Source organism: Pseudomonas sp. LBUM1653, assembly GCF_059716115.1.
Map to the genome: position 1 here is coordinate 2039571 of NZ_CP166803.1, position 25705 is coordinate 2065275.

Consider the following 25705-nt stretch of genomic DNA (forward strand, 5'->3'; position numbering starts at 1 on the left):
TGCCCTATGCAGGGATTAATGGATTATTGACGTCAAAATTCAAATACGGGTTTCAAATGCCGGTTTCACATTGCAGGGTCGAGAGCGCCGGAGGGTCTAGCCCGCGGTTCGCTCCTCTCGCGAAAGTAGATGGCGATTTGATATCGCCGCAGGCGCGTTGGGTGCTTGTAGATTGGAGGCGAGAGCATATCCTGTTGGGTATTTGTGTGTGCTCATGCAACAATTGCATTATAAAACAACACTTGCTTAGTGTTGGCTAGAACCTCCGGGAGCGATCTTTGCTATGAGGCAAGTAATATCAGTTTTATACGAGTTGGCGGAGCAAGGCGGTGGGGTTACCCGGGTTTCGTTGGCGAGAACCGCGGCGCTGGCGGATTCAGGTCTAATGGCTCGTATTGCAGTGTTGGAGTTTGATGAAAAACTTGATCAGACATTTGCCAATCTTGTTCGTCAGTCAAGAGTAAGCAAGAACCTGGGAGTTTTGCATTTTTACCGATGGTTTGCGCACAGGGCCAACTGCTTGATGAGGGGTGTTGTGGATTTCAATCAGTCCACAGTTGAGCATCTGAATGTTCTGGTCAGGAAGCGTGTTGATCATATCAATGGTTTTCAACTGGGTGTAAATCGATACGTGACGAGCACAGGTTTCGTTTTTATGGAGGAGTTTTTCCAAAATAAAAGCGATGTGGTGATGGTCATATTATATTTTCCGGGTGAGCGGTCGCTTAAATTCAACTCTTTGGAGTCAGTGCATGCTTATTGGTTAAAGTGCCTGTCGCTTGAGTGTTTACCGAGTTTTTTGGTGGCTGACTCTATAGGAGCTGCTGATACTGTTTGCCGGGTTGAAGGGAGGGAGATCTATCGGATTTTGATGATGCATAGCAATCACTTGCTCAAGCCTCACAACGTCGGGGCGCCCATAGCACCCAAGTATGAAGGGGTTATCAGGGGGATTGAGCATTGTGATCGATTGGTGGTTTTAACCCAGGGTCAGTTGCGGGATGTTCGCGAGCGGTTTCCCGCTGGTCGATATACGGTAATTGGTAACCTGGTGACGATCGATCCTGCGACAGTGCAGGTTTCTCGAGATGAAAACCTCGCCGTTGTAGTTTCGCGCCTGCATGGTGTGAAGCGGATCAAGACAATGGTGAAAGCTTTTTCCAGGGTCATTGCGCGAAACCCGAATGCTCGATTGGAAATTTGGGGGACGGGGGAGCAGGAAGACAGTATCAAGGACTTCATTTTCGGACTGGGTATGCAGGACTCCATAAAGTTGATGGGGTTTGCGACGGATGTGTCTGAGGTTTTCAGGCGTGCCAGTGTCAGCTTGGGTATGTCGGTAACCGAAGGGTTTGGAATTAGTTTTGCAGAGTCGTTGGGATATGGAGCGCCACTTGTTTCAACGAGGACTAACTATGGGCCGCAGGAGATTGTAACAGATGGTGAGGATGGCTTTATCGTTGACTCTGAAGATGAGTTCGTCGATAAGGTTGCGCTGTTGCTGAGTGATAAAAGTCTCGTTTCGGATATGGGTAAAAAAGGGCGTGAGAGCGCTAAAAGATTCGCGAGTGGTGCGATAACAGGGCTTTGGTTGTCATTATTCGACGATTTAATTTCCAGTCATACCGGTCGATTGGAGTGTTCGGTCCCGGATGGTCGAATTTTGGAGAATCTGGTTTCGAGCAAGGTCGGTTGGATTTATTTGCCCAAGGTCGCTGATGATGAAGGTGCAGGATCTTACCTGTCGGCTAGAAGCGCTTTTGTAGTAGAGGTTGCAGACGATAGAGAGTTTCTCGGTAAGGTTGTTCGTTTGCCATTGGGATTGTACGAGGTCGATGGAATGGTTCTCGATGAGGAAAAAGGCAGGTACAGGTTTCGACTTATGAGGGATGGAGTTCCTTTTCGTGGAGTGATTGCAAGTAAAGCGCTGAAGTTCGTGTTGGTTTAATTGTAGGGTTTGATGTGAAGGTGGGGAGAGTAGTTTTTTGGCCGGCTGTCAGGTCGCGAGACGCTACCTGATTCTTGCGGGTGCGAGTGGAGTGTATGGTTGGTTGGTGATATTTTCCGCGGCCAGCCGCGCTCCAGATATTGGCTGGAACCTTGATGTAGCCAGGTGGTCGGTAAGATATTGGAAGCAATTGGAAGGGATGGGGTATGTTGAAGGTGAAGAGTAATTTCCGGTTTTTCTCGTGTGTGCCTGGCGTATTTTTTTTGTTGGCTGTTTTTCCTTTGGTATCGACCGCGGCGGATGATGGAGCCTGTGTGTTGCCGCTTCAGGGGGAGGTTAGAGGTAACGTAAAGTTGAATGCCGCATGCACTTATTTTCAAACTGTTCGGATCGTTGAAAGCAATACGCATCTGGATTGTAATGGTGCGACGCTTGAGGGTGAAGGTAAGCGGGCAGTCGGAATTCAGATCGATGGCAAAAAAAAGCTCATTGAAAATGTGACAGTAGAGAACTGTCGAATCCAGAACTTTAAAAATCGTGGGATCAATATAACGTCAGGGCTCCGAATCAAGGATTTTTCTGCGGATAAAGATGCAAACTATAAACTGGCGCCGAAAAAAATTCTGATTGATGATGTTACTGTGTTGGGAAGTGGTCGCGGTGGTGTGTATTTTGACAGCTACGTGACGGACTCGGTGTTAAGTAATTCGACAGTAGAAGGCTCTGGAAAGGTGGGAGTATATTTGGAGCAGGGAACTCAACGCATTCAGATCATGAATAATACGATTCGAAATAATGGTGTGGATGGGCGTCGTGAAGGGTTGGCCATTGATTCGTCCGCGCATAATACTGTTAAAGGTAATAATTTTATTAGTAATGCAGGTGGTGGGGTTTTTATTTATAAGAATTGTGGAGAAAATTTTTTATCCGGCAAATCGGCGCTCCGTTGGCAGTCAAGTGACTTTAATATTGTCCAGGATAATATTTTCAGGGATGAGCCGGTGGGGGTGTGGATTGCGTCGCGACAAAGCAAGGATTTGAGTAAGTGGGGGTGTGGTGATCCCTCTGTAGATGAAAGTGGTCGCTTCTTTGCGGATCATGCCAATAACAATGTTGTTGAGAGGAATGAGTTTTGTAATACTGTGACTGCAGTACGTGTTGAGGGGGATAATAATACAATCGTTCAGAATAGAATTGACAGTGCTAGCCGGCGGCAGGTTTTTGAGCCATATCAAAGTGTAAATAAGCCTGATGGACGCAAGACTCAAGGTAATACGGTTAAGGATAATACACTGTCTAACTGTGTTCGTTGAATTCTGTCAGTTTTGGGTATGAATAGTGGAGCATTCATTTGGCTTCCACTGTAGAGATTTTCGGGGTTGGCTGGCATAAGCTTTCTCGGTAGTGCACGGTTTTTACGATGGGGCTGGTGTTCGCAGAATGCTATGTGTCGCATTTGTTTGTGGAGCACCAGTCCGTTGTGTGCGCGATGTTGATTTTATCCCGGATCTAGTCTATTTTCCCCGTGCCATTTTTTTCTAATAATAGGTTTGTTGTCATGCACGAATTTTCTGCAATGGAAGGTAAGCATTTTAAGATTGTTGAATGTGCTGATTCCAAACGGCTCATGGTCTTTTTGGCGGGTACCGACAAAACCGATGGCAAGTTTGATTTCTGGAATGTGGGGAACGCTCAGTCCTCTCACTTGTTGTTTTTAAATAATGGACGCAATGAGTGGTATCAGCAGGGTATCCCCGGCTTTGGTGATAGTCATGATGGTACGGTAGAAAAACTTAAAGCACTCGTGCGCTATTTGAACGTTGATGAAGTGTATTTCGTCGGCGTAAGCATGGGTGGGTATGGTGCGGTGCTTTATGGTGCTGCCCTTGACGCCAATGTTCTTGCGTTCGGATACGATACAAAATTAAAAATTCTAGGCAGTCGCAGTCAGAAGCGGATGCCTAAAGATATTCCTGTCGCGTTTCCAGATCTGCGCCCGTTGATCGGATCCTCAAAGGCTAAGATTCTACAAATTGCAGGCGAGTGCGACTCTCTTGATCTCTTGTCTGCGGCGCATGTTCACGACTTGGCTAACGTCAAGACCATTACATTAACCGGAGTGGGTCATGGTGGGGCGCCTTTTATCAAGGAGTACTATGGCCTGTCCGAATTTGTGAGTACGTGGGCTAGTGGTGAACCGCTTCCTGAAATCATTGAGGCTGGTGAGTCGGTTGGTAATGCCGAGCTTGTAAATGCAGTGTACAAAATGTTCTTGGCATTTCGTGACAAGGATTGGAAGGGGGTTGAGCAGGCGGCAGTTCGAGCAATTGAGTTGGATCCGCGACACGAGTACTCCAATTATTTATTGGGTACGAGTCTATTGGAGGACAAGAGATATGCTGAATCCCAGGCGCCGTTGCTGATTTCTGTTGGTTCTGCACCACATTATCTAGGGGCTCGTTATCGTCTGGGGCGTGCGCTTATGCTCAACAAACGTCATGCGTATGCAAAGATGCATTTCATGACTTACTTAAAATCAAATCCAAAGGCGCACATTGTTTTGATGATGCTTTCTGATATTTATATGCTGGAAGGCAATATTCAGTTGGCTATCAAATATCTCGCCGATTCGCTTGAGTGCGGTGGGGATGAGGAGAAGATTTCCAAGCGCATGGCCAAATTGGCAGCTTGATCGATCCTCAGGCGCTCTTCCGCTGAGTTACATGTCGAGTGCCGGGATTCTGCTTTTAGTAGCTGTTCTTCGGCATTTGAGCGGGAGGGTGGTCCTGCACGCACTGGCGTGCAGGACGAACCTGATAACGGTATTACCTTCAACCTCCCAAAACTTTACTTTTTGATTGGCTCGTAATTCGGGTCATGTCTTCCATATCACTGAATGCCAGTGGCGCGGCCCAGCAACATCGTTTGAACAATCGGACTAATAACTTTTTGCCACTCGTACACAGCGGCGTTGGTTACATAGATCGTATCGTCCGGCTTGATCATAATCTGACGAGCATAAAAAATAGCTGCCGGATCACGCATATCCAGTCGCATGACTGTCGGCTTTGGATTGCCGTCAGTTCCCATGCGGAATACAAAGACGCCTTCCGGGTTTGCGCTACCTTCTTTCAGTCCACCTACGCTGCTCAGGGCATCCAGCAAGCTTGTATTTTGCGCAGGCATGTCCTTCAAGCCCGGCTCGGCAACAGCACCCATTGCGACAAACCGCTGACGTGCGCGGTCTAGCACCACTTCCGAGTTCGGACGCAACACCATGTTGTTGCCAGCCAGTACATCTTCATAGTTGAACTGCTGAACCTGACTGCCAGTACGCACGGTGACGTTGACCAGATGTGGCTCCATCACCGGACCGCCTGCCTGGTTGACAGCGTCCAGCAGGGTCAGCGGTCCTTGCAGGGTGCTAAAGCGGCCAGGGGATTTGACCGCGCCTGCTACCAGTACCGAGCCCGACAGGTCACCAACCAGTTCAACGTGGGTCTGCACGTCGGTGGTCACGCCTTTCAGCTGTCTGCGGATCATGTTCTCAACTTCGTTGAGCGTCATGCCGGCGACGAACTGGCGGCCGACGTAGGGCAGGGAGATCATTCCCTGGTCGTCGATGCGAGTCTTGAGCTGGGTGCCACCAGCGGACAGCGGGGCAAACAGCGCCGAGCCTTCCGGTGCGTTGTCGGTGATCAGCACACTGAGGGTGTCACCGGCCATCAGTCGCGCCGAGGGGGCGACGGGCTTGGCGATGGTCGATTGCACCGGGCGTACTGCGCCACGCATGTACGGGGCGATGGTGTTGGCGTTGATCTCAACCAGGTTGTACGGCTGGTTTTTGCTTTCGATATCGCCCTTGTAGGGACCGGCGCCGGACAAAGTGCCGCCGCAGCCTGCCAAGGTCAGGGCCGCCAGGATCAAACCCGCTACAGCGCTGTTTCGCATGCTCACGTTCAGGGGGCGAAGGGGCAGGCCAGTAATGGATTTAATCACGATGATCCTCGATCGATGCAATTAGGAAGCGGGTGACGCCGTAAAGCAACAACAGTGCCAGGAAGATGGTTGCCAGGTTGTAGAGGCGCTCTGGGTAGATGGCCATCTGTGGCGTGTTCGGGCTGACCACGGTGACCAGGGTGCGAATCTTCTTGCTGGCTTCGATACGGGCGTTGTCGAGTGCGGCGACGGCAGTCTTGTAGGTTTCTTCAGCGATGCCGGCGTCCAGGGTCAATTGCTGGAAGCTCGAGGCCACAACGTTGAGTTGGTCGCCATCGGGTGCGGATACCAGCAGGCGTTTTTCAGCATTCAGCTGTTCGCGAATGGCGCTCACGCGTTGTTGCTGCTGCTTGACCTGCGGTGAGTCGGCGCGAAGTTTGTAGAGCATCTGGGTGAGTACGGCGCGTTCTTTGGAGTGCTCGCCTTCCAGGGTGTCGATGATGCTGGCGCGACCTTGGGCCGAGCTTTTACCGTCCAGTACCTTGTTGCGGTTCTGGAAGCTCAGCAGCTCTTCCTTGCGTTGGGTGTAGTTCGCTTTCGCGCCTTCCAGTTCGCCTTGGGAGAAGCGCATCTGCTCGCGGGCGATGCTGTGGGAGACTTCGTTCACGAAGTGCTCGCTGGCTTCCAGAATGACCTGGACCATTTGCTCGGCAAGTTCCGGACTGAAGGCTTGTACTTCAACCTTGAGCAGACCGGTGGTTTCGTCATAGTGCGCGGTGACCATGCGCTGGTAGTACTTGAGCAGGTCTTCGCGCTCAGTGTCGGCGCTCAGCCAGAAAAACGGGTCGTTGCGTTGCTTGCTATATTGCTCGACCCAGTGCAGGCGGTCTTCCAGCAGTTGCATCATGTCCATCGACACGATGTACTCGCGCAGGTACAGGGTTTCTTCGCGGGAGGCCGGATTGGCACCGCTGATCAGCATGCTCAGGCCCGGCATTTGGGCGGCAGGGTTGTTGCTGTCCTGGCGCACCACCACTTGCGCGGAGCTGACATAGCGGTCCACGGCAAAAAAGCTGTAGTAGACGATGGCCAGTACCATTGGTACCACGATCAGCCCCAGTGTCAGGCGCCAGCCCTTGAATTTACCCGTACTGCTCATATGCACACGCATCCTTGAAATAAAACAATCACGCCACGGTCAGGGCGATCAGGTGTTGTAGGCCTTGATGCCTTCGGCGACATCGTCATAGATCTGCACCCCGCCATCGCGCACCAGCAGCACGACGTCGCAGAGCTTCTGAATTTCATTCATGTTGTGTGAAACCAGTACGACCTTGGATTTCTGCAGGCGCTCTTCGAAGACGTTGGCGCACTTGCGTTTGAAATGCGCGTCACCCACCGACATCACTTCGTCGATCAGGTAGTAGTCGAAGTCAAAGGCCATGCTCAGGCCGAACGCCAAACGCGAACGCATGCCGGAGGAGTAGGTCTTGACCGGTTCGTCGATCCAGCTGCCGATCTCGGCAAAGTCTTCGACGTAGGCGACCTTTGCACGCATGGCATCGCCGACCGCACCGTAGACACGGCTGACGAACTTGATGTTTTCGCGGCCGGTCATGCTGCCCTGAAAGCCACCGGACAAACCGACGGGCCAGGAAATGCTTTTGTTGGTGGCAATGGTGCCGGAGTCCGGCACATCGGCGCCGCCCAACAGGCGAACCAGGGTCGATTTGCCCGCGCCATTACGGCCGATCAGGCCGATGTTTTTTTCGGCGGGGATCTTCAGTGACAGGTCACGAAACACATGGCGACGCCCTTTGGGGGTCAGGTACGACTTGGTGATATTTCTGAGCTCGAACACGGTAAGCCTGCGGTTAGCCGTTCTTGGTGGAGATCAAATGCAGTCGACGAACCCGGTAAGTGCCGAGCGATACGAACAGCAAAACCAGGGTGACAGCGATTACGTACTCAAGAGAGACGCCATCGACCGGCACGTAGTAAGGGAAGATCTCGGCGCGGATCAGTTCCAGCAAGTGCAGGAACGGGTTGAGCAATAGCAGTGGCAGCATGGCGTGCGGCAGGTAGGCCGCGGGTAACAGAACGCCGGAAATGAAATACAGTGGGAAGAACATCATGCGGATGAATATCTTGCTGCCGGGAATCGCATGAGCAATCAACGCCAGCAGCATACCCAAGCCAAAGGCAAACAGCAGGCCAAGCAGGATAGTCAGTACCCATTGGATAGGTGCCTTGACCGACATGTCGAAGCCATACCAGGCGAAGCCGAACACCAGGATGGCGTAGACCAGGGCGGAGATGCTGAATTCCACCAGAACCCGGGCGATGAAGGTGTCGAGGGGTTTGATTTGCTTGTAGGCGAACAGCGAGCGGTTTTCTTTGGGGCTGTCCATCAAGCGCAACGCCGTGTTGCGAAAGAGCAGGAAAGGTGCAAGTCCAACCAGAACGAAGACGGGAAATTCGAGGCCGGCCACCGATCTACCGCGCACCAGCGCAAACAGAACGCTCAAGACTAAAAGATGAGCTATCGGTTCCAGTAGCGTCCACACCGCGCCCAAACGGCTCGCGCCTATACGCGCACGCGCTTCGCGCAACACCAGGGCAAAGATGACCGATTTTTTGATTTGCAGAGAGGAACGAGGCTTCAAGATGGTTTACCGCACAGCACAACAGCGCGGTAAACGCGTTGCTTGAATTCATTTTCAGAGGACTATCTGTCGATGTAGGACAGATCGCTTCCATTCGTGGGGCGGGAGGTTAAACGCTGTGCCTGACAGGAGTCAAGCCGCTTAGTTCCCTGCTGATGATCGGCTGTAGGTGCCAGCATTCAGGGCGTTTTGCAGGTGTTTGACTGTTTGGTCAAGCGTTGCAAATGGCTGGTGCATTGTGGCTCAACCGGCCAGCATCGGATAGCTAAACAATCCGAAATGCAGCAGATTCAAACCGAAGTGGGTGGCGATGGCGGCTGCCAATCCGCCGAATCGATAAGCCAGCCCATAGCCAACGCCTGCCAAGGTTGCCAGCATTACCCATTCCCAACCGGCCCCCCAATGGGCCAACCCGAATAATAAAGAAGCAATCAGCAAGGCAAGATGTTCGCCGTCATCCAGATGTTTGAAGCGTCGGCTCAAGCCGCCTTGCAGGTAACCGCGAAATAGCGCTTCTTCTACCAGTGTTACTAGCAGCAGGTTGTTGTTTATCCACAGCCACGCTTGCGGCGGCCATTTCGGTGACCACTCGACAACCCCCAGCAGCCATGCTCCCCCCAACGTGACAAGTGCCGTCAGGCTCAGTGTCAGGGCGCCTGCCTTTAATGCTTGCGTCAACGAGTGGCGGCCGATGATCCATGGGCATACCAGCAACAGCCAGAAACCTATCAGCGGTTTATCCAGATTGAGGTACATCGAGAAGGGCACGGCGTTCTCGGTGAAGCGTTCCTGGTCGATCATCCTGGCGTTGTGAAATCCGGGCCACCAATGGAGGGCCAAGGCGAGTGCCAGGAGGATGAAAAGGGCATGGCCGAGGTAGGGGCCATAGCGAAAGCGTTGTTGCCTGACGGCGGATCCGGCGAGTAGCAGCAGGATGATTGCAATGATCGCCTGGGCGGTCAGGTAACCGTAGGTGAGAGCGAGAACATAACCGGCAGAGACTAATGTCAGGTACGGCCAGGGCAGTACGAGCATGGGGTCATCCTGATTGACTGGTGGAACTACCTTTAGTGATGCATTTAGGCAGATTTACCCGTGAGCCAGCAAGAAAGGCCCAGACTTTTTTCCTTAACATGGCATGTGTAGAACTGTGGCTGTGACTATGTTTATAGGTGCCTGACATTCACTTGGAAGGCGAGCTGGCGGATTATCCTGAATCAGGGAACGCACATGACTACTTGGCCCATGATTACCGTGACATTGTTGATGCTGGTACCGCTGATGGTTCTTGCTACATCGATACAAGGTTGGGTTCAACATTTCAAAATCGAAGGCGACACCGAGTACTAGTCGTGGATTGACGAAGTACCAGTCCTTTCAATAGCGCGAACACTGAGCACAGGGATGTGGTCCCCCGCAAATACGGCATTTTGTGTGTAGAGATATTCCCCTCAGAAAGTTAGGGGCCGCATCACTGGCCCCTACAGACGACCACATACATCCAGAATCAGGCCGGCCAGTAGGCCGCCTCGCTTTTGCTTTTGATTTGGCTTTGGCTTTTGATTTTCTTGCCCCCTCGTGAGGCCGAGTGGAGGTTCTGCGCAGTGGGCAACCCGGCATGGATGCCGGGTTAGCCGCGCTGGGCCAAGGATGGCCCATCGCGGCGGGCCCACGGAGCAGGACCGGAGCGACGGTATGCCGAGCCACAGCGAGGCACCGAACGCCAGGGGCAAGAGCCCTTGGTTACTTGGGGCTCTTCCAAGTGACTCGCTGTAAAAGCGAAACCCTAGGTGGCCGTTGCCGCAGGAATGGATATGTACTCCGTCAACAAATAATAGGTTGGCTGTTAGGCCGCCTTCGCGAGCAGGCTCGCTCCCACAGTGGATTGGGTACATCCGGGGGCGACCGGTTGGCTGTTAGGCCGCCTTCGCAAGCAGGCTCGCTCCCACAGTGGATTGGGTACATCCGGGGGCGACCGGTTGGCTGTTAGGCCGCCTTCGCGAGCAGGCTCGCTCCCACAGTGGATTGGGTACATCCGGGGGCGACCGGTTGGCTGTTAGGCCGCCTTCGCGAGCAGGCTCGCTCCCACAGTGGATTGGGTACATCCGGGGGCGACTGGTTGGATGACAGGCCGTCTTCGCTGGCAAGCCAGCGCCCATAGTGGGTCGGGTACATCCGGGAGTGATTGGTTGGCTGTCAGGCCGTCATCGCTGGCAAGCCAGCTCCTACAGTGGGTCGGGTACATCCGGGAGTGATTGGTTGGCTGTCAGGCCGCCTTCGCGGGCAAGCCTCGCTCCTACAGTAGATCGAGTGCATCTGCGAGCGACTGGTCGGATATAAGGCCGTCATCGCTGGCAAGCCAGCTCCTATGTATGGACTCGCCCCCACTGTCTACCCGCTTTTGAAAAACTGTCGCCCCGTTGCATCTATGTATTAGGCCTATTCGTGGAAGCCGTCTTCGGCCTCTGGCCAAAATTGGAAGAGCTCGTGGTATGCCGATTACAGTCAGGCCTCGAAGGCCAGTAGGAGCTTAGGCATCAATCCACGCCGGTCTTACCTGGGGTCAATTTTTTTCAGCAAAGGGTCAGACAGTCAGTACCTCGGTGGCAGAACTCTGTCGCTCAGTGGCTCATCGTCGCTTGCTGACCATCACCAGCATGGCGACGATAAGACTGGTCATTCTGTAGAAGCACCCAGACGATTCGCAGGTTGCGGTTGGCTAGCCTGATCGCAGCCTCCTTACGGCCCAGTCGGCTCATCCACCGCAACAAGCGGCGGTCATCGGGTTGCTGGGAATCAGGTCGTAGTTGTTGCAGCACCGCATGGGCTCCCTGGATCATCAGGCTGCGTAAATAAACATCACCTCGCTTGGTCATGTCCCCCAGCCGGACCGTCTGCCCGCTACTGTGCTGGTCAGGTACCATGCCAAAGTACGCGGCAAACTTGCGGGCATTGGGAAATCGCTCAGGCTTGCTTTCCTTGGCCACCAGTGCCGTGGCAGTGACTGGGCCGATGCCGCGCACAGTCATCAGTCGCTTCGCCGTCATGTCGGCGTTGGCGGCCACTTCCAGGCGTCCCGTCAGCACGCTGATGCGCTCGCCCAAATGGCGCCACTCGGCCAACAGTTCGTGGATCAGTTCACGCAGCAGGCCCGGCACCGGCTGGGTGGCATCTTCCAGTACCCGCGGAATTTTCTGACTGATCGCAACATCGCCCTGCGCCAAGGCCACGCCGTGCTCGAGCAGCAGGCCGCGCATCTGATTGCTTACCGCTGTGCGTCGACGCACATAGCCCTGACGGGCGCGATGCAGCGCTTGCATTGCCAGCGCCGCAACGCTTTTGACCGGTACCGCGCAGATTTTTTCATCGCGACCCGCCCGCAGAATCGCCAGCGCATCGTTGCGATCATTTTTAGGCCCGCTGCGGTGTGTGGCCACCAAACCGGCTGGAAGAATCCGCGCCAGATTGCCTTTGTCTTGCAGCTGCCGGGCCCAGGCTTGAGCACCCGGACCGGTCTCCATCAAAATCACGACATGAGGCGGCAACTGCTGGAGAAACTCATAAAACGCCTCACGCGACTTGATCCGCTGCTCGTAGCGCACTTGGCCAAGGACATCTTCACCGGCGACCTGAAAGACCTGCTTGGCCAGATCGACCGCCAAAGTTGTGCAGGCCGACAAATCGGAAGAAGACAGGGATTGATCAATCGAACTATGATTTTTCATGGACTCGCCCTCGCTGTCGTTGGCTGTTTAGACTGCCATCGTGGCGCATTGACGCCTCGGCTGGGGCGAGTCCATCCAATTACAGTGGGTCGGGTACATCCGGGAGTGATTGGTTGGCTGTCAGGCCGTCATCGCTGGCAAGCCAGCTCCTACAGTGGGTCGGGTACATCCGGGAGTGATTGGTTGGCTGTCAGGCCGTCATCGCTGGCAAGCCAGCTCCTACAGTTGGGCGGGTACATTCGTGAGCGATCGGTGGGCTGTGAGGACGCCTTCGCCGGCAAGTCGGATCGCCGCCCGCTGGCTCCTACAAGGGTGGGGGGCAGGTTGTGAGGGGGCGTCAGGCGCCGTTACCGAAGCAACGGCGCCTGAAGCGCCAACATTTGTCGTCACGCGTTTACGACGCGATCAATTGCCGCAGCACATAGTGCAAAATCCCTCCCGCCTTGAAGTATTCCACCTCATTGAGCGTATCAATCCGGCACAGCACCTCGATTTTTTCCCGGCTACCGTTTTCCCGGGTGATGACCAGCGTCAGGTTCATCCGCGGTGTCAGTTCGGCGCCGGTCAGGCCAAGAATGTCCAGGGTTTCCCGCCCGGTCAGGTTCAGGCTCTTGCGGTTCTGGTCGAGCTTGAACTGCAGCGGCAGCACGCCCATGCCCACCAGGTTGGAGCGGTGGATGCGTTCGAAGCTTTCGGCGATGACCGCCTTGATCCCCAGCAGGTTGGTGCCCTTGGCTGCCCAGTCGCGGCTTGAGCCGGTGCCGTATTCCTGGCCGGCGATCACCACCAGCGGCGTGCCGGAGGCTTGGTAGCGCATGGCGGCATCGTAGATCGCCAGCTTCTCGCCGGTGGGGATGTAGTAGGTGTTGCCGCCTTCTACGCCGCTGAGCATTTCATTGCGAATGCGGATGTTGGCGAAGGTGCCGCGCATCATCACTTGGTGGTTGCCGCGGCGTGAGCCGTAGGAGTTGAAGTCTCGTGGTTCCACGCCTTTCTCGCGCAGGTAGTGGCCTGCCGGGCTGTCGGCCTTGATGTTGCCGGCGGGGGAGATGTGGTCGGTGGTCACCGAGTCGCCGAGCAGGGCGAGGATGCGCGCGCCGCTGATGTCCTTGACCACCGGTGGCGGGCCGCCGATGTCGTCGAAGAATGGCGGATGCTGGATGTAGGTCGAGTCGTCCTGCCAGACGTAGGTGGCCGCTTGCGGCACTTCGATGGCTTGCCATTGTTCGTCGCCGGCAAACACTTCGGCGTATTCCTTGTGGAACATGGCGGTGTTGACCCGTTCGACCGCCTCGGCGATTTCCTGGCTGCTGGGCCAGATGTCCCGCAGGTAGACCAGGTTGCCGTTCTGGTCTTCGCCCAGGGGTTCGCGGCTGAGGTCGATGCGCACGGTGCCGGCCAGGGCATAGGCGACCACCAGCGGCGGCGAGGCCAGCCAGTTGGTTTTCACCAGCGGATGCACCCGGCCTTCGAAGTTGCGGTTGCCCGAGAGCACCGAGGCCACGGTCAGGTCAGCTTTCTGGATGGCTTTTTCGATCGGCTCCGGCAGTGGCCCGGAGTTGCCAATGCAGGTGGTGCAGCCATAACCGACCAGGGCAAAACCCAAGGCGTCGAGGTACTGCGTCAAGTCCGCGGCCTTGTAGTAGTCGGTGACCACTTTCGAGCCTGGGGCCAGCGAGCTTTTTACCCAGGGTTTGCGGCGCAGGCCTTTTTCCACGGCTTTTTTCGCCACCAGCCCGGCCGCCATCATCACGCTCGGGTTGGAGGTGTTGGTGCAGGAGGTGATGGCGGCGATCACCACCGCGCCGTTTTTCAGGCGAGTGGTCTGGCCTTCGAATTCGTAGTCCACTTCACCGGCCATGTCTGCGTTGCCCACCGCGACACCGCCGCCGCCTTCGCTTTCCAGGCGGCCTTCTTCCTTGCTGGTGGGTTTGAGTTGCAGGCCGACGAAGTCGCTGAAGGCTTGCGCGACATTCGGCAGCGAAACGCGGTCTTGCGGACGCTTGGGCCCGGCGAGGCTGGCTTCGACGCTGGTCAGGTCCAGGGCCAGGCTGTCGGTGAATTGCGGTTCCTTGCCTGGCAGGCGCCACAGGCCTTGCGCCTTGCTGTAGGCCTCGACCAGTTTGACCGTGGCGTCGGGGCGGCCGGACAGGCGCAGGTAGTCCAGGGTCACGTCGTCCACCGGGAAGAAGCCGCAGGTGGCGCCGTATTCCGGCGCCATGTTGGCGATGGTCGCGCGGTCGGCCAGGGGCAGGTCGGCCAGACCGTCGCCGTAGAACTCGACGAATTTGCCGACCACGCCTTTCTTGCGCAGCATCTGGGTGACGGTCAGCACCAGGTCGGTGGCGGTGATGCCTTCCTTGAGTTTGCCGATGAGTTTGAAACCGATCACTTCGGGAATCAGCATCGACACCGGTTGGCCGAGCATCGCAGCTTCCGCTTCGATCCCGCCGACGCCCCAGCCGAGTACGCCGAGGCCGTTGATCATGGTGGTGTGGGAGTCGGTGCCGACCAGGGTGTCGGGGAAGGCGTAGGTGCGGCCGTCTTCGTCCTTGGTCCAGACGGTGCGGCCGAGGTATTCCAGGTTGACCTGGTGGCAGATGCCGGTGCCCGGCGGCACCACGCTGAAGTTGTCGAAGGCGCTCTGGCCCCAGCGCAGGAAGGCGTATCGCTCGCCGTTGCGCTGCATTTCGATGTCGACGTTCTGTTCGAAGGCGTTGCTGGTGGCGAACTTGTCGACCATCACCGAGTGGTCGATCACCAGGTCCACCGGGGACAGCGGGTTGATGCGCTGCGGGTCGCCGCCGGCCTTGGCCATTGCGGCACGCATGGCGGCCAGGTCGACCACGGCGGGCACGCCGGTGAAGTCTTGCATCAGGACCCGCGCCGGGCGGTACTGGATTTCGCGGTCGGAGCGGCGCTCCTTGAGCCAGGCGGCAATGGCCTTGAGGTCGGCGCCGGTGACGGTCTTGGCGTCTTCCCAGCGCAGCAGGTTTTCCAGCAGCACTTTGAGCGACATGGGCAGCGCGTCCAGGTCGCCGAGGCTTCTGGCGGCCTCCGGCAGGCTGTAATAGTGGTAGAGCTTGTCGTCGACTTGCAGGGTCTTGAGGGTCTTCAGGCTATCGAGGGACGGCATTACGATCACTCCTTTGAGTCCGCACGGGTACGGACTGAGGGAACGGGCAGAGCACTAAACCTAGCCCTGTTTTGAGTAGCTGGCTAATAACCGGACTCTATGGGCAAGTCCGAGGTTCCGAAGTCGGCTATCATGCGCCGGTTTTCGTGACAGGCTATGCGCCAGCGCAAGTCTGGGCATCGCGCAGTGGTTGAATGTCTCGCCATCTGCCCAGGAGTAAGAATGAACACCCTTTTTATGCATTGCCGGCCGGGCTTCGAAGGTGAAGTCTGTTCCGAGATTTCCGACCTCGCCGCACAACTGAACGTGGCCGGTTATGCCAAGGCCAAGGCCGCCAGTGCCTGCGCCGAGTTTGTCTGCACCGAAGAAGACGGCGCCGAGCGCCTGATGCGCGGGCAGCGTTTCGCCAATCTGATTTTCCCGCGCCAGTGGGCCCGGGGGATTTTCATCGACCTGCCGGAGAGTGATCGCATCAGCGTGATCCTCGCGCACCTGGCGGGTTTTCCGACCTGCGGCAGCCTGTGGCTGGAAGTGGTCGACACCAATGATGGCAAGGAGCTGTCGAACTTCTGCAAGAAATTCGAAGGCCCGCTGCGCAAGGCGCTGACCGGTGCCGGCAAGCTGGTGGACGATGCGAGCAAGCCGCGCCTGTTGCTGACGTTCAAGAGCGGTCGTGAAGTGTTCGTGGGCCTGGCGGAGTCGAACAACTCGGCGATGTGGCCGATGGGCATTCCGCGCCTGAAATTCCCGCGCGAGGCGCCCAGCCGTTCGACCTTGAAGCTCGAAGAGGCATGGCACCACTTCATCCCGCGGGACCAGTGGGACGAGCGTCTGCACGGTGACATGACCGGTGTCGACCTGGGTGCTGCGCCCGGCGGCTGGACCTGGCAGTTGGTGAACCGTGGCATGCTGGTGACCGCCATCGATAATGGGCCGATGGCTGAAAGTCTGATGGACACCGGCCTGGTGCAGCATTTGATGGCCGACGGTTTCACCTTCAAGCCCAAGCAGCCGGTGGACTGGATGGTCTGCGACATCGTCGAGAAACCGGCACGCAACGCGGCGATGCTGGAGGAGTGGATCGGCGAGGGGCATTGCCGCGAGGCGGTGGTCAACCTCAAGCTGCCGATGAAGCAGCGCTACGCCGAAGTGAAGCGCTTGCTCGAGCGTATTGCCGATGGTTTTAAGGCGCGGGGGATTCGCGTGGAGATCGGCTGTAAGCAGCTGTACCACGACCGTGAGGAAGTGACCTGCCATTTGCGCCGGCTGGACGTGAAGAAACCCAAGTCCCGCTGACTTTGCGTACCGATCGTTCCCACGCTCTGCGTGGGAATGCATCCCGTGACGCTCTGCGTCACTTCCAGAGCTGGAACGCGGAGCGTCCCTGGCGGCATTCCCACGCAGAGCGTGGGAACGATCAGCGGTGTACAATGCCGGCAAGTTTCAGGAGTGAATCATGAGTGAAATGCTTGATACGCCGGTAGACGGCACCCTCGACGCCACCGGCCTCAATTGTCCGGAGCCGGTGATGATGCTGCACCAGCACATCCGTGACCTGGTGCCTGGCGGCCTGCTCAAGGTGATCGCCACCGATCCGTCGACCCGCCGCGACATTCCCAAGTTCTGCGTGTTTCTCGACCACGAGCTGGTGGGGCAGCATGAAGATGCTGGCACTTATCTGTACTGGATTCGCAAGAAGTCCGTTTGATCGATGTCGAAACAAAGGCCTGCATTTGCAGTAATGCTGTTCACTTAAGCGTGGTGCCCCACATTGTGGCGAGGGGATTTAGCGAGACGTCGCACCGCCCCGTTCGGCTGCGAAGCAGTCGTAATTCAGAACAACTCGGTCAGTTTGAATGGACGCTGAGGGCCGCTTCGCGACCCAACGGGGATAAATCCCCTCGCCACAAATTTCTTGCTTGCCTGAAAATTGTCTTAAGTGAACAGCATTATGCATTTGCAGGCATTTTTTTTTACGCGGTTGAGTGACTGATGCGAATCCGCTTGCGTGCGCTGCGCGTCAGGCGGATCGACAGCATCAGCGCCGCGCAGCTGAGGCCGACGATCAGGCCCTGCCACAGGCCGCTCGGGCCGCTTGGCGTGCCGAACCAGTCGGTCAGGCCGAGGGCGTAGCCCACCGGCAGGCCGATGCCCCAGTAGGCGAACAGCGTCAGGATCATCGTTACCCGGGTGTCCTGATAGCCGCGCAACGCACCGGCCGCGGTGACCTGGATCGCATCGGAAAACTGGAACAGCGCCGAATACACGATCAGCATCGCCGCCACTTTGATCACCGTCGGATCCGCCGTGTAGATCGTAGCGATGTGCTCGCGCAGCAACAGCATCATGCTCGCCGAGAGGCAGGCGTACGCCAGCGCCGTGCCCATGCCGACGCCCGCGGCGAAGCGCGCTTCCCGGGGTTGCTCGCGCCCCAGCGCCTGGCCGACCCGCACGGTCACGGCCATGCCCAGGGAGTAGGGGATCATGAACACCAGCGAGCTGAAGTTCAGGGCGATCTGGTGCCCGGCGACCACGGTGGCGCCGAGGCTGCCGATCAACAGGGCGATCACCGCGAAGATGCTCGACTCGGCGAACACGGCAATACCGATGGGCAGGCCGATGCCCAGCAGGCGCTTGATCACCGACCATTGCGGCCAGTCGAAACGGCTGAACAGCTGGCTCGATTGATACGCCGGCGCCCAGCGCTCCCAGCCGGCCATGCCCAGGGCCATCACCCACATCACGATCGCCGTGGCCCAGCCGCAGCCGACGCCGCCCATGGCCGGCACGCCGAAGTGCCCATAGATGAACACGTAGTTCAGGGGGATGTTCAGCGCCAGGCCGCACAGGCCCAGGACCATCGCCGGGCGGGTGCGACCCAGGCCGTCACTGAAGCAGCGCAGCACATGGTAGAGCGCGACCGCGGGCAGGCCGCTGGCGATGCCGTGCAGGTACTGCATGCAGGGGCCGATCAGTTCGGGATCGACCTTCATTACGCGCAAGATCGGTTCGGCGCACAGCAGCATGCCGGTCGCCATCAGGCCCACCACCAGGGCCAGCCACAGCGCCTGGCGCACGATCGGACCGATCTCGCTGTGCGTGCCGGCACCAAAGCGCTGGGCGACTTTCGGCGTGGTGGCAAGCAAAGTGCCGGTCATCAGCAGGAACACCGGCACCCAGATCGAGTTGCCCAGCGCCACCGCCGCCAGGTCGCGCGGCCCGACCCGCCCGGCCATCACCGCATCGACGAAGCCCATCGCCGTGGTGGCCAGCTGCGCGATCATGATCGGCAAGGCCAGGCCGAGCAGGTTTTTCAGCTCGAGGCGGACCTGGGCAGGGCGGGAGAGGGAAGGGCTGGCGGTGTGTTCAGTCACGGAGTTCAAGGGCAAAACGTCCAAAGATTTTTGATGCGCGGGTGCGCATTCTACGCGTTGACGCAGCGGTCAGGAAAAGACTGTGTTAGCGATTTGTAATCCCGCGCTCTTTCCCTCTGTAGGAGCGAGGCTTGCCCGCGAAGAACGATAATGCGGAGTTTCAGGTGAACCGCGGCGTTCCCTTCGCGGGCAAGCCTCGCTCCTACAACCCACAGCCCAACCCACACGATGTGTGCTAGGCGCCAGGCACCGTCTACGCCTACACTGCCGGTCCGCCAAAGGAGCCTGACATGCTGATCGTTGCCGACGAAAATATCCCCCTGCTCGACGCCTTCTTCGAACAATTCGGTGAAATCCGCCGGGTACCGGGGCGTTCCATCGACCGCGCCACCGTCGAACAGGCCGATGTGCTGCTGGTGCGTTCGGTCACCCGCGTCGACCGTGCGTTGCTGGAAGGCAGCAAGGTGCGCTTTGTCGGCACCTGCACCATCGGCACCGATCATCTGGACCTGGAATACTTTCAACAAGCCGGCATCACCTGGTCCAGCGCGCCGGGCTGCAACGCCCGGGGCGTGGTCGACTACGTGCTCGGCAGCCTGCTGACCCTGGCTGAAATCGAAGGCGACGACCTGACCCAGCGCACCTACGGCGTGGTCGGTGCCGGTGAGGTGGGTGGGCGACTGGTCAAAGTCCTGCAGGGCCTGGGCTGGAAGGTGCTGGTCTGCGATCCGCCACGCCAGGCCGCTGAAGGAGGCGATTACGTCAGCCTTGAGCAGATCATCGAGCAATGCGATGTCATCAGCCTGCACACCCCGCTGACCCGTAAGGGCGCCCAGCCGACCTGGCACCTGTTCGATCAGCGCCGCCTGAACCAGCTCAAACCCGGCACCTGGCTGATCAACGCCAGCCGTGGCCCGGTGGTGGACAACAGCGCCCTGCGTGAGGTGCTGCTGCAACGCGAAGACCTGCAGGCGGTACTCGATGTCTGGGAGGGCGAGCCCGAAGTCGACGTGGCCCTGGCCGAACTCTGCGTGCTGGCAACGCCACACATTGCCGGGTACAGCCTCGATGGCAAGCAGCGCGGGACGGCGCAGATCTATCAGGCGTACTGCGAGTTCCTCGGGCAAGCGCCCCAAGTCAGCCTGAACGACTTGCTGCCAGCCCCCTGGCTGTCGCAGGTGACCTTGAGTGCTGACACCGACCCGGCGTGGGCGCTGGCGATGTTGTGCCGTGGCGTGTACGACCCGCGCCGTGACGATGCGGACTTTCGCCGTAGCCTTGTTGGTAGTGTGAACGAGCAGCGTGCGGCGTTCGATGTGCTGCGCAAGCAGTATCCGTCGCGACGCGAGATCGACGGGTTGCAGGTGCACATTGATGGGGATGCGCCAGCGTTGCAGCAGATTGTGGCGGCACTTGGCGCGACGGTTATCTGAACATCGGGCACCTCGTATCCGTAGGAGCGAGGCTTGCCCGCGAACCGAGCGCTGCGGTGTAACTGCTGCACCGCGTAATCGTTCTTCGCGGGCAAGCCTCGCTCCTACAGGCGAACCACGCGCCGCGGTGCATCTGTTAGATCGCGTCATCAAAGAAAGCGGATTCACAGGCAATAAAAAACCCGGCCCTCTAGGGCCGGGTCAATGAAGACGGTGGCTACTTCACTTTTGTTCGGCAGGCTTGACCAATCGCTTCTCCAGTTCACTGCACGCGTCCTGGATCATGTTTTCAGTGATCGGTACTTCGCGGCCCTGTTCATCGATTATCGAGCACCCCAGAGACTGGTCTGGCTGCGTGCGAATCACTTCAATCTTGTCATCGCTGCTTTGTTGCAAGGACATGGCCTGTCTCCTCATCAGGTTGTGTGCCTAGATTACAACCGTCAGGTGACCAGGCTGTGACAACTCCCTGCGATCGCTCCTGAACGGCATCGCCAGTCGACCAGAAATAGCTCGACATGGCTACCGCAACTTTAGACCAATAATGTCTAGGTACTAGACTGCACGGTCATAATTAACCTGACTCATTCTGATTCAGCCGTTTCCACCCCGTGGGGCGGTGTACGCTGGTCCTATCAATGGCTCCGTTGTGGATGATGCAAATGCTCACTGTTCGTCACCGTCGTGCGATTCGCCTGGCCAGTCGTTTCATTGCCCCTTATCGCTGGCAAGCGCTGGGTGCCCTGTTCGCGCTGATCGTCACGGCGGGGATTACCTTGTCCATGGGGCAGGGCATACGCCTGCTGGTGGATCAAGGGTTCATGACCCAGTCGGCGCATTTGCTCAACCAGTCCATCGGTCTGTTCATGCTGCTGGTGATCGGCCTGGCGCTCGGCACCTTTGCGAGGTTCTACCTGGTGTCGTGGATCGGCGAGCGTTGCGTCGCCGACATTCGCCGCCGGGTGTTCAATCATCTGGTGTACCTGCACCCGGGGTTTTACGAGGACAACCGCAGCTCCGAGATCCAGTCGCGACTGACCGCAGATACCACGCTGCTGCAGTCGGTGATCGGCTCATCCCTGTCACTGTTTTTGCGCAACTTGCTGATGGTGATCGGCGGGATCGTCCTGCTGTTTGTCACCAATCCCAAACTCACCAGCATCGTGGTGATTGCCTTGCCGTTGGTGATCGCGCCGATCCTGATTTTTGGCCGGCGGGTGCGCAGCCTGTCGCGCCTGAGCCAGGACCGGATTGCCGATATCGGCAGCTATGTGTCCGAGACCCTGGGCCAGATCAAGACCGTGCAGGCCTACAACCACCAGGCCCAGGATGAACAGCGGTTCGCAGTCACCGTGGAAGAGGCGTTCGACACCGCGCGCAAGCGGATTTTCCAGCGCGCCTGGCTGATTACCCTGGTGATCTTGCTGGTGCTGGGCGCCGTCGGCGTGATGCTCTGGGTCGGCGGCATGGATGTGATTGCCGGGCGAATTTCCGCGGGTGAACTGGCGGCCTTCGTCTTCTACAGCCTGATCGTCGGCAGTGCGTTCGGCACCCTGAGTGAGGTGATCGGCGAGTTGCAGCGCGCGGCGGGCGCGGCAGAGCGGATCGCCGAGTTGCTGCGTGCGCAGAACATCATCCAGCCACCGACCACCGGCCTGGTGACCTTGCCCGAGCGGGTGCGGGGTGACCTGGTGTTGCAAGACGTGCGTTTTTGCTACCCCTCGCGCCCCGAAAGTTACGCCGTCGACGGCCTGAGTCTGACCATCCAGGCCGGGGAAACTTTGGCGCTGGTCGGGCCGTCCGGAGCCGGCAAATCAACGGTGTATGACCTGCTGCTGCGCTTCTACGACCCCGCCGATGGGCGCATCCTGCTCGATGGCGTGCCCCTGACCCAACTCGATCCGCTGGACCTGCGGCGTTGCTTCGCGCTGGTCTCGCAAACCCCGGCGCTGTTCTTCGGCAGCATCGAAGACAACCTGCGCTACGGCAACCCGACGGCGACCTCGGAGGAAGTCCGGGAGGCGGCAAAAATCGCCTACGCCCACGACTTCATCGAAGCCATGCCCAACGGTTACCAGTCGCATCTGGGCGACGGCGGCCTCGGCTTGTCCGGCGGCCAGCGCCAGCGCCTGGCCATCGCCCGCGCGCTGCTGGTGGATGCCCCCATCCTGCTACTGGACGAAGCCACCAGCGCCCTCGACGCCCAAAGCGAACACCTGATCCAGCAGGCGCTGCCCAGCCTGATGAAAAACCGCACCACCCTGGTCATCGCCCACCGCCTGGCCACGGTAAAAAACGCCGATCGCATTGCGGTGATGGACCAGGGGAAACTGGTGGCGGTGGGGACGCACCAGTCGCTGATTGCGAACAACGCGTTGTATGCGCGGTTGGCGGCGTTGCAGTTCAGTGATGGACATGAAGCGGCATGAATCGGGGCTGCTGAATGCTGCCGGGTTGAGGGATTCAGGCCGTTCCCGCGATCAACCATCTGACCACCTTTAGGAGCGAGCATGCTCGCGATGGTCGTCAACGATAACGCTGGAAGCCTGACACCCTGCGTCGTTCTCGGGTTCATCGCGAGCATGCTCGCTCCTACAAAAGATTCAGGCCGTTCCCGCGATCAACCATCTGACCACCTGTAGGAGCGAGCATGCTCGCGATGGTCGTCAACGATAATGCTGGAAGCCTGACACCCCGCGGCGTTCTCGGGTTCATCGCGAGCATGCTCGCTCCTACAAAAGATCAGGCCGTTACCGCGATCAACCATCTGACCACCTGTAGGAGCGAGCATGCTCGCGATGGTCGTCAACGATAATGCTGGAAGCCTGACACCCCGCGGTGTTCTCGGGTTCATGCTCGCTCCTACAGGGTGCAAGACATATTCTGATCCACAGCCGAAGCGACAATCTCCCGCCCCACGCCTACCGTTTCTCTTCCAGCCACCGAAGAGGACAACGGAATGTCCAACACCCCAAAAGCCCACCGCTTACGCACCGGCCGCCACTCGGAATCCGGACGCATCTATCTGCTGACAGCAGTCACCCATGAACGACAACCGCTCTTCCAGGATTTGTATGTTGGTCGCTTGTTAGTGAACGAGTTCAGAAGAGCTCAGGAAACGGGCAACGCAACGTCTATAGCCTGGGTAGTCATGCCGGATCACTTTCATTGGCTGGTTGAATTGCATAACGGTGATCTGCCAAAACTGATGCAAGCCACCAAAGCTCGCTGTGCGCGCCTCATCAATTTGAGGCGAGGCCAGTGTGCCCCCGTATGGCAAAAAGGTTACTTCGACCGAGCCCTGCGTCACGAGGAGGATCTAAAAGCCGCGGCCCGGTACATCATCGCCAACCCTCTGCGGGCCGGACTGGTAGCTCACGTTGGTGACTACCCGCTATGGGATGCCATCTGGCTGTAATGCACAGCCCCTGTAGGAGCGAGCATGCTCGCGATGGACGTCAACGATTACGCGGGAAGCCTGGCGCCCCGCGTCGTTCTCGGGTTCATCGCGAGCATGCTCGCTCCTACAAGAGATTACTGGTCGTCGAAGTACCGCTCATGCCAATCCACCAGCGGTTGTGGCGAGTTGAGTTTCTGGCCGTAGATCACCGAATATGACAGCACGTTCTGCACATACTGGCGGGTTTCGTCGAACGGGATGCTTTCCACCCAGACGTCGAAGCTCAGGTGATCGGCACCGCGCAGCCACTGGCGCACGCGGCCCGGGCCGGCGTTGTAGGCGGCGGAGGCGAGGACGCGGTTGCCGTTGAACTGGCTGTGGACCTGGCTCAGGTAGGCCGCGCCGAGCTGGATGTTTTTATCCGGGTTGAACACTTGCTGCGGCGAGGCCAGCGGAATGCTGAACTTGCGTGCGGTTTCCTTGGCGGTTCCCGGCATCAATTGCATCAGGCCGCTGGCACCGACACTGGAGCGGGCATCTTCCATGAAGGCGCTTTCCTGGCGGGTGATAGCAAATACCCAGCTGGAATGCAGGCCACGGACCTTGGCTTCACGGACCAGGGTTTCGCGGTGGGCCATCGGGAAGCGAATGTCCAGGTCGTCCCAGTATTGCGCCTGGCTGATGGTACGAATCGCCGGGAAATACCATTTCAGGTCGTAGGCCAGTTTTGCCTGGGCGACCATTTCGTCGCGACTGAAGTGGCGGCTGACGTGATACCACTCGCGGCGACCGTCGACGATCTGCCCGCGGGCATGAAACTCCAGGGCGCGACGTATGCCGGGGGTATTGCGCACCTTGTTGATCAGCGCCTGGCTGAGCACCAGCGGTTTGTTGTTCAGCGAATACGGCGACTGCGAACGGTCGGCGGCGAGGAAACCATAGAAGTCGCGCTCGCGAGCCAGGCCTTTATAGAGGGTTTGCGCTTCGGGGTTCTGCGGTTGCGCCAGTTCCAGGCTGCGGGCCTGCCAGTAGCGCCAGCGGTTGGTAGTGGCCAGGTCCTGGGGCAGGCGGCGGGTCAACTGGTAGGCATCGTCCCAGCGCGCCAGGCGCAGCAACAAACGCATGCGCCATTCAGACACCGTGTTGTCGCGCAATTCCGGGTCGTACTTGGTCATCATGTCGAGCGCGCGGCTGTCATAACGTCGCGCGAGGGTTAACCCGATCTCCCGGGCGATGGCCACTTTTTCGTCGCGGGAGAAGTGCATGCTGCTGGCATAACCGTCGAGCAGGTTCATGGCCCTGTCCGGGTCCTGGCGGGCGAGACGGCGCAGGCCGAGGCTGACCACGTCGGACATCGGTTCGTCGGCCGGGGTGAAGCGCGACGGCGAATTGAGCAGCTCCGGCTTCTGTGCCACATCGATCAGCAGACGGCCACGCGGGGCAAGGGTGGTCAAGCCATTGACCAGGCTGTTGGCCAGTGGATAGTTGCGCGCCTGGGCGGCGAGCTTGGTGCGTTCCCAGCGCTTCTGCTCGGTCAACTGGCCGTCGGCGGCCCACATGCCGAACAGGGCGTCACACGCCGCCGGTTGCGTTTTGCCGGTCAGCCAGAGCTTGTTGGCGTTGGCATAACCTTCGGTCTTTTTGTTGTGGCTGATCTGGTACTGCGCGTTCAGGCAGTCCAGTTCGGTGAAATTCATCTTGGGGTCGTAATATTTGACGAATGTCGCCCAGTCGCCGCGTTCGGCCAGCCAGCGCAACCAGCGCAGCTTCATCCAGTTGGCCTGGGGCAGGTCACCGTGCTCGGCGAGGAACTTCTCGATCTCGGCATTGCTCGCGGTTTTCAGGCGCGCGGTCAGCTCGTCATAGGCCAGGTACGGTTCCAGCGGATAGTCGGCCAGAGCCTGGCTGTAACGGAAATACGGGCCGGTGTCGCCCTTGGCCAGGGCGCGTTTGGCTTCATCGTAGTACTGGCGTTGGGTGGACAGGTCCACCGCCTGGACGGATTGAACGGCAGCGGCAGAAAGTAGAAAACACGACAAAAGATTGAGAAGGCGACTGCGCATGAGACGTCCGGACAGAAAAAA

Annotated in this window: 18 protein-coding genes; 8 read left to right on the plus strand and 10 right to left on the minus strand. The window is 58.1% G+C overall.

Translation table 11 applies throughout. From position 1 onward, the window contains the following. The first annotated feature begins 385 nt into the window (after nt 1–385). The 3 genes from ACA054_RS09350 to ACA054_RS09360 all read left to right on the plus strand — a co-directional run bounded on the left by ACA054_RS09350 (nt 386) and on the right by ACA054_RS09360 (nt 4640). Nucleotides 386–1948 carry a glycosyltransferase gene (locus ACA054_RS09350; protein WP_497689128.1) on the plus strand — a complete coding sequence of 521 codons (1563 nt, stop codon included), beginning with the start codon at nt 386–388 and terminating at the stop codon, nt 1946–1948. Between the two features lie 206 nt (nt 1949–2154). Continuing rightward, nucleotides 2155–3261, plus strand: a complete 1107-nt coding sequence (locus ACA054_RS09355; protein ID WP_497689129.1) for a right-handed parallel beta-helix repeat-containing protein — start codon at nt 2155–2157, stop codon at nt 3259–3261. A gap of 245 nt (nt 3262–3506) precedes the next feature. Continuing rightward, nucleotides 3507–4640 carry a hypothetical protein gene (locus tag ACA054_RS09360; protein ID WP_497689130.1) on the plus strand — a complete coding sequence of 378 codons (1134 nt, stop codon included), beginning with the start codon at nt 3507–3509 and terminating at the stop codon, nt 4638–4640. Between the two features lie 197 nt (nt 4641–4837). Here the strand turns inward: ACA054_RS09360 and ACA054_RS09365 are convergent, their stop codons facing one another. The 7 genes from ACA054_RS09365 to acnA form a co-directional block, all read right to left on the minus strand. Next, nucleotides 4838–5899, minus strand: coding sequence for a polysaccharide biosynthesis/export family protein (locus ACA054_RS09365; protein ID WP_497689131.1), 1062 nt, complete (start codon nt 5897–5899; stop codon nt 4838–4840). Between the two features lie 40 nt (nt 5900–5939). After that, nucleotides 5940–7046 (minus strand): KpsE/RkpR family capsule polysaccharide export protein, encoded by a 1107-nt coding sequence (locus tag ACA054_RS09370; protein WP_497689132.1) that lies wholly within the window; start codon nt 7044–7046, stop codon nt 5940–5942. A 48-nt stretch (nt 7047–7094) separates the two neighbouring features. Further along, nucleotides 7095–7748: an ABC transporter ATP-binding protein gene (locus tag ACA054_RS09375; RefSeq protein ID WP_497689133.1), complete on the minus strand. Its 654-nt coding sequence runs from the start codon at nt 7746–7748 to the stop codon at nt 7095–7097. A gap of 13 nt (nt 7749–7761) precedes the next feature. Further along, complete coding sequence (locus ACA054_RS09380) at nt 7762–8553, minus strand: ABC transporter permease (protein ID WP_497689134.1); 792 nt, start codon at nt 8551–8553, stop codon at nt 7762–7764. Nucleotides 8554–8796: 243 nt separating this feature from the next. Then, nucleotides 8797–9588, minus strand: a complete 792-nt coding sequence (locus tag ACA054_RS09385) for a CPBP family intramembrane glutamic endopeptidase (protein WP_497689135.1) — start codon at nt 9586–9588, stop codon at nt 8797–8799. 1586 nt (nt 9589–11174) lie between these two features. Further along, nucleotides 11175–12233, minus strand: a complete 1059-nt coding sequence (locus tag ACA054_RS09390; protein ID WP_497690228.1) for an IS110 family RNA-guided transposase — start codon at nt 12231–12233, stop codon at nt 11175–11177. A gap of 439 nt (nt 12234–12672) precedes the next feature. After that, nucleotides 12673–15414, minus strand: coding sequence for an aconitate hydratase AcnA (gene acnA, locus ACA054_RS09395; protein WP_497689136.1), 2742 nt, complete (start codon nt 15412–15414; stop codon nt 12673–12675). 222 nt (nt 15415–15636) lie between these two features. Between acnA and rlmM the strand changes: the two genes are divergently transcribed. Beyond that, nucleotides 15637–16710 (plus strand): 23S rRNA (cytidine(2498)-2'-O)-methyltransferase RlmM, encoded by a 1074-nt coding sequence (gene rlmM, locus ACA054_RS09400; protein WP_497689137.1) that lies wholly within the window; start codon nt 15637–15639, stop codon nt 16708–16710. 160 nt (nt 16711–16870) lie between these two features. Continuing rightward, nucleotides 16871–17122, plus strand: coding sequence for a sulfurtransferase TusA (gene tusA / locus ACA054_RS09405; protein ID WP_056857100.1), 252 nt, complete (start codon nt 16871–16873; stop codon nt 17120–17122). Between the two features lie 265 nt (nt 17123–17387). Here tusA and ACA054_RS09410 read toward each other — a convergent pair whose 3' ends face one another. Next, nucleotides 17388–18797 (minus strand): MATE family efflux transporter, encoded by a 1410-nt coding sequence (locus ACA054_RS09410; protein WP_497689138.1) that lies wholly within the window; start codon nt 18795–18797, stop codon nt 17388–17390. Nucleotides 18798–19078: 281 nt separating this feature from the next. Here ACA054_RS09410 and pdxB point away from each other — a divergent pair, with 281 nt between their 5' ends. Then, complete coding sequence (pdxB, locus tag ACA054_RS09415; RefSeq protein WP_497689139.1) at nt 19079–20221, plus strand: 4-phosphoerythronate dehydrogenase PdxB; 1143 nt, start codon at nt 19079–19081, stop codon at nt 20219–20221. Nucleotides 20222–20443: 222 nt separating this feature from the next. On the opposite strand, the gene ACA054_RS09420 is transcribed toward pdxB, so the two are convergent. Beyond that, complete coding sequence (locus ACA054_RS09420) at nt 20444–20623, minus strand: PA1571 family protein (RefSeq protein WP_497689140.1); 180 nt, start codon at nt 20621–20623, stop codon at nt 20444–20446. Nucleotides 20624–20883: 260 nt separating this feature from the next. On the opposite strand from ACA054_RS09420, the gene ACA054_RS09425 reads away from it, so the two are divergent. Both ACA054_RS09425 and ACA054_RS09430 read left to right on the plus strand, forming a co-directional pair. Next, a complete protein-coding gene (locus ACA054_RS09425) occupies nt 20884–22650 on the plus strand; it encodes an ABC transporter transmembrane domain-containing protein (RefSeq protein ID WP_497689141.1) in 1767 nt (588 codons plus the stop codon). Nucleotides 22651–23180: 530 nt separating this feature from the next. Further along, nucleotides 23181–23639: an REP-associated tyrosine transposase gene (locus ACA054_RS09430; RefSeq protein WP_497689142.1), complete on the plus strand. Its 459-nt coding sequence runs from the start codon at nt 23181–23183 to the stop codon at nt 23637–23639. Nucleotides 23640–23755: 116 nt separating this feature from the next. On the opposite strand, the gene ACA054_RS09435 is transcribed toward ACA054_RS09430, so the two are convergent. Further along, nucleotides 23756–25684 carry a transglycosylase SLT domain-containing protein gene (locus ACA054_RS09435; protein ID WP_497689143.1) on the minus strand — a complete coding sequence of 643 codons (1929 nt, stop codon included), beginning with the start codon at nt 25682–25684 and terminating at the stop codon, nt 23756–23758. Between the last annotated feature and the right edge of the window lie 21 nt (nt 25685–25705).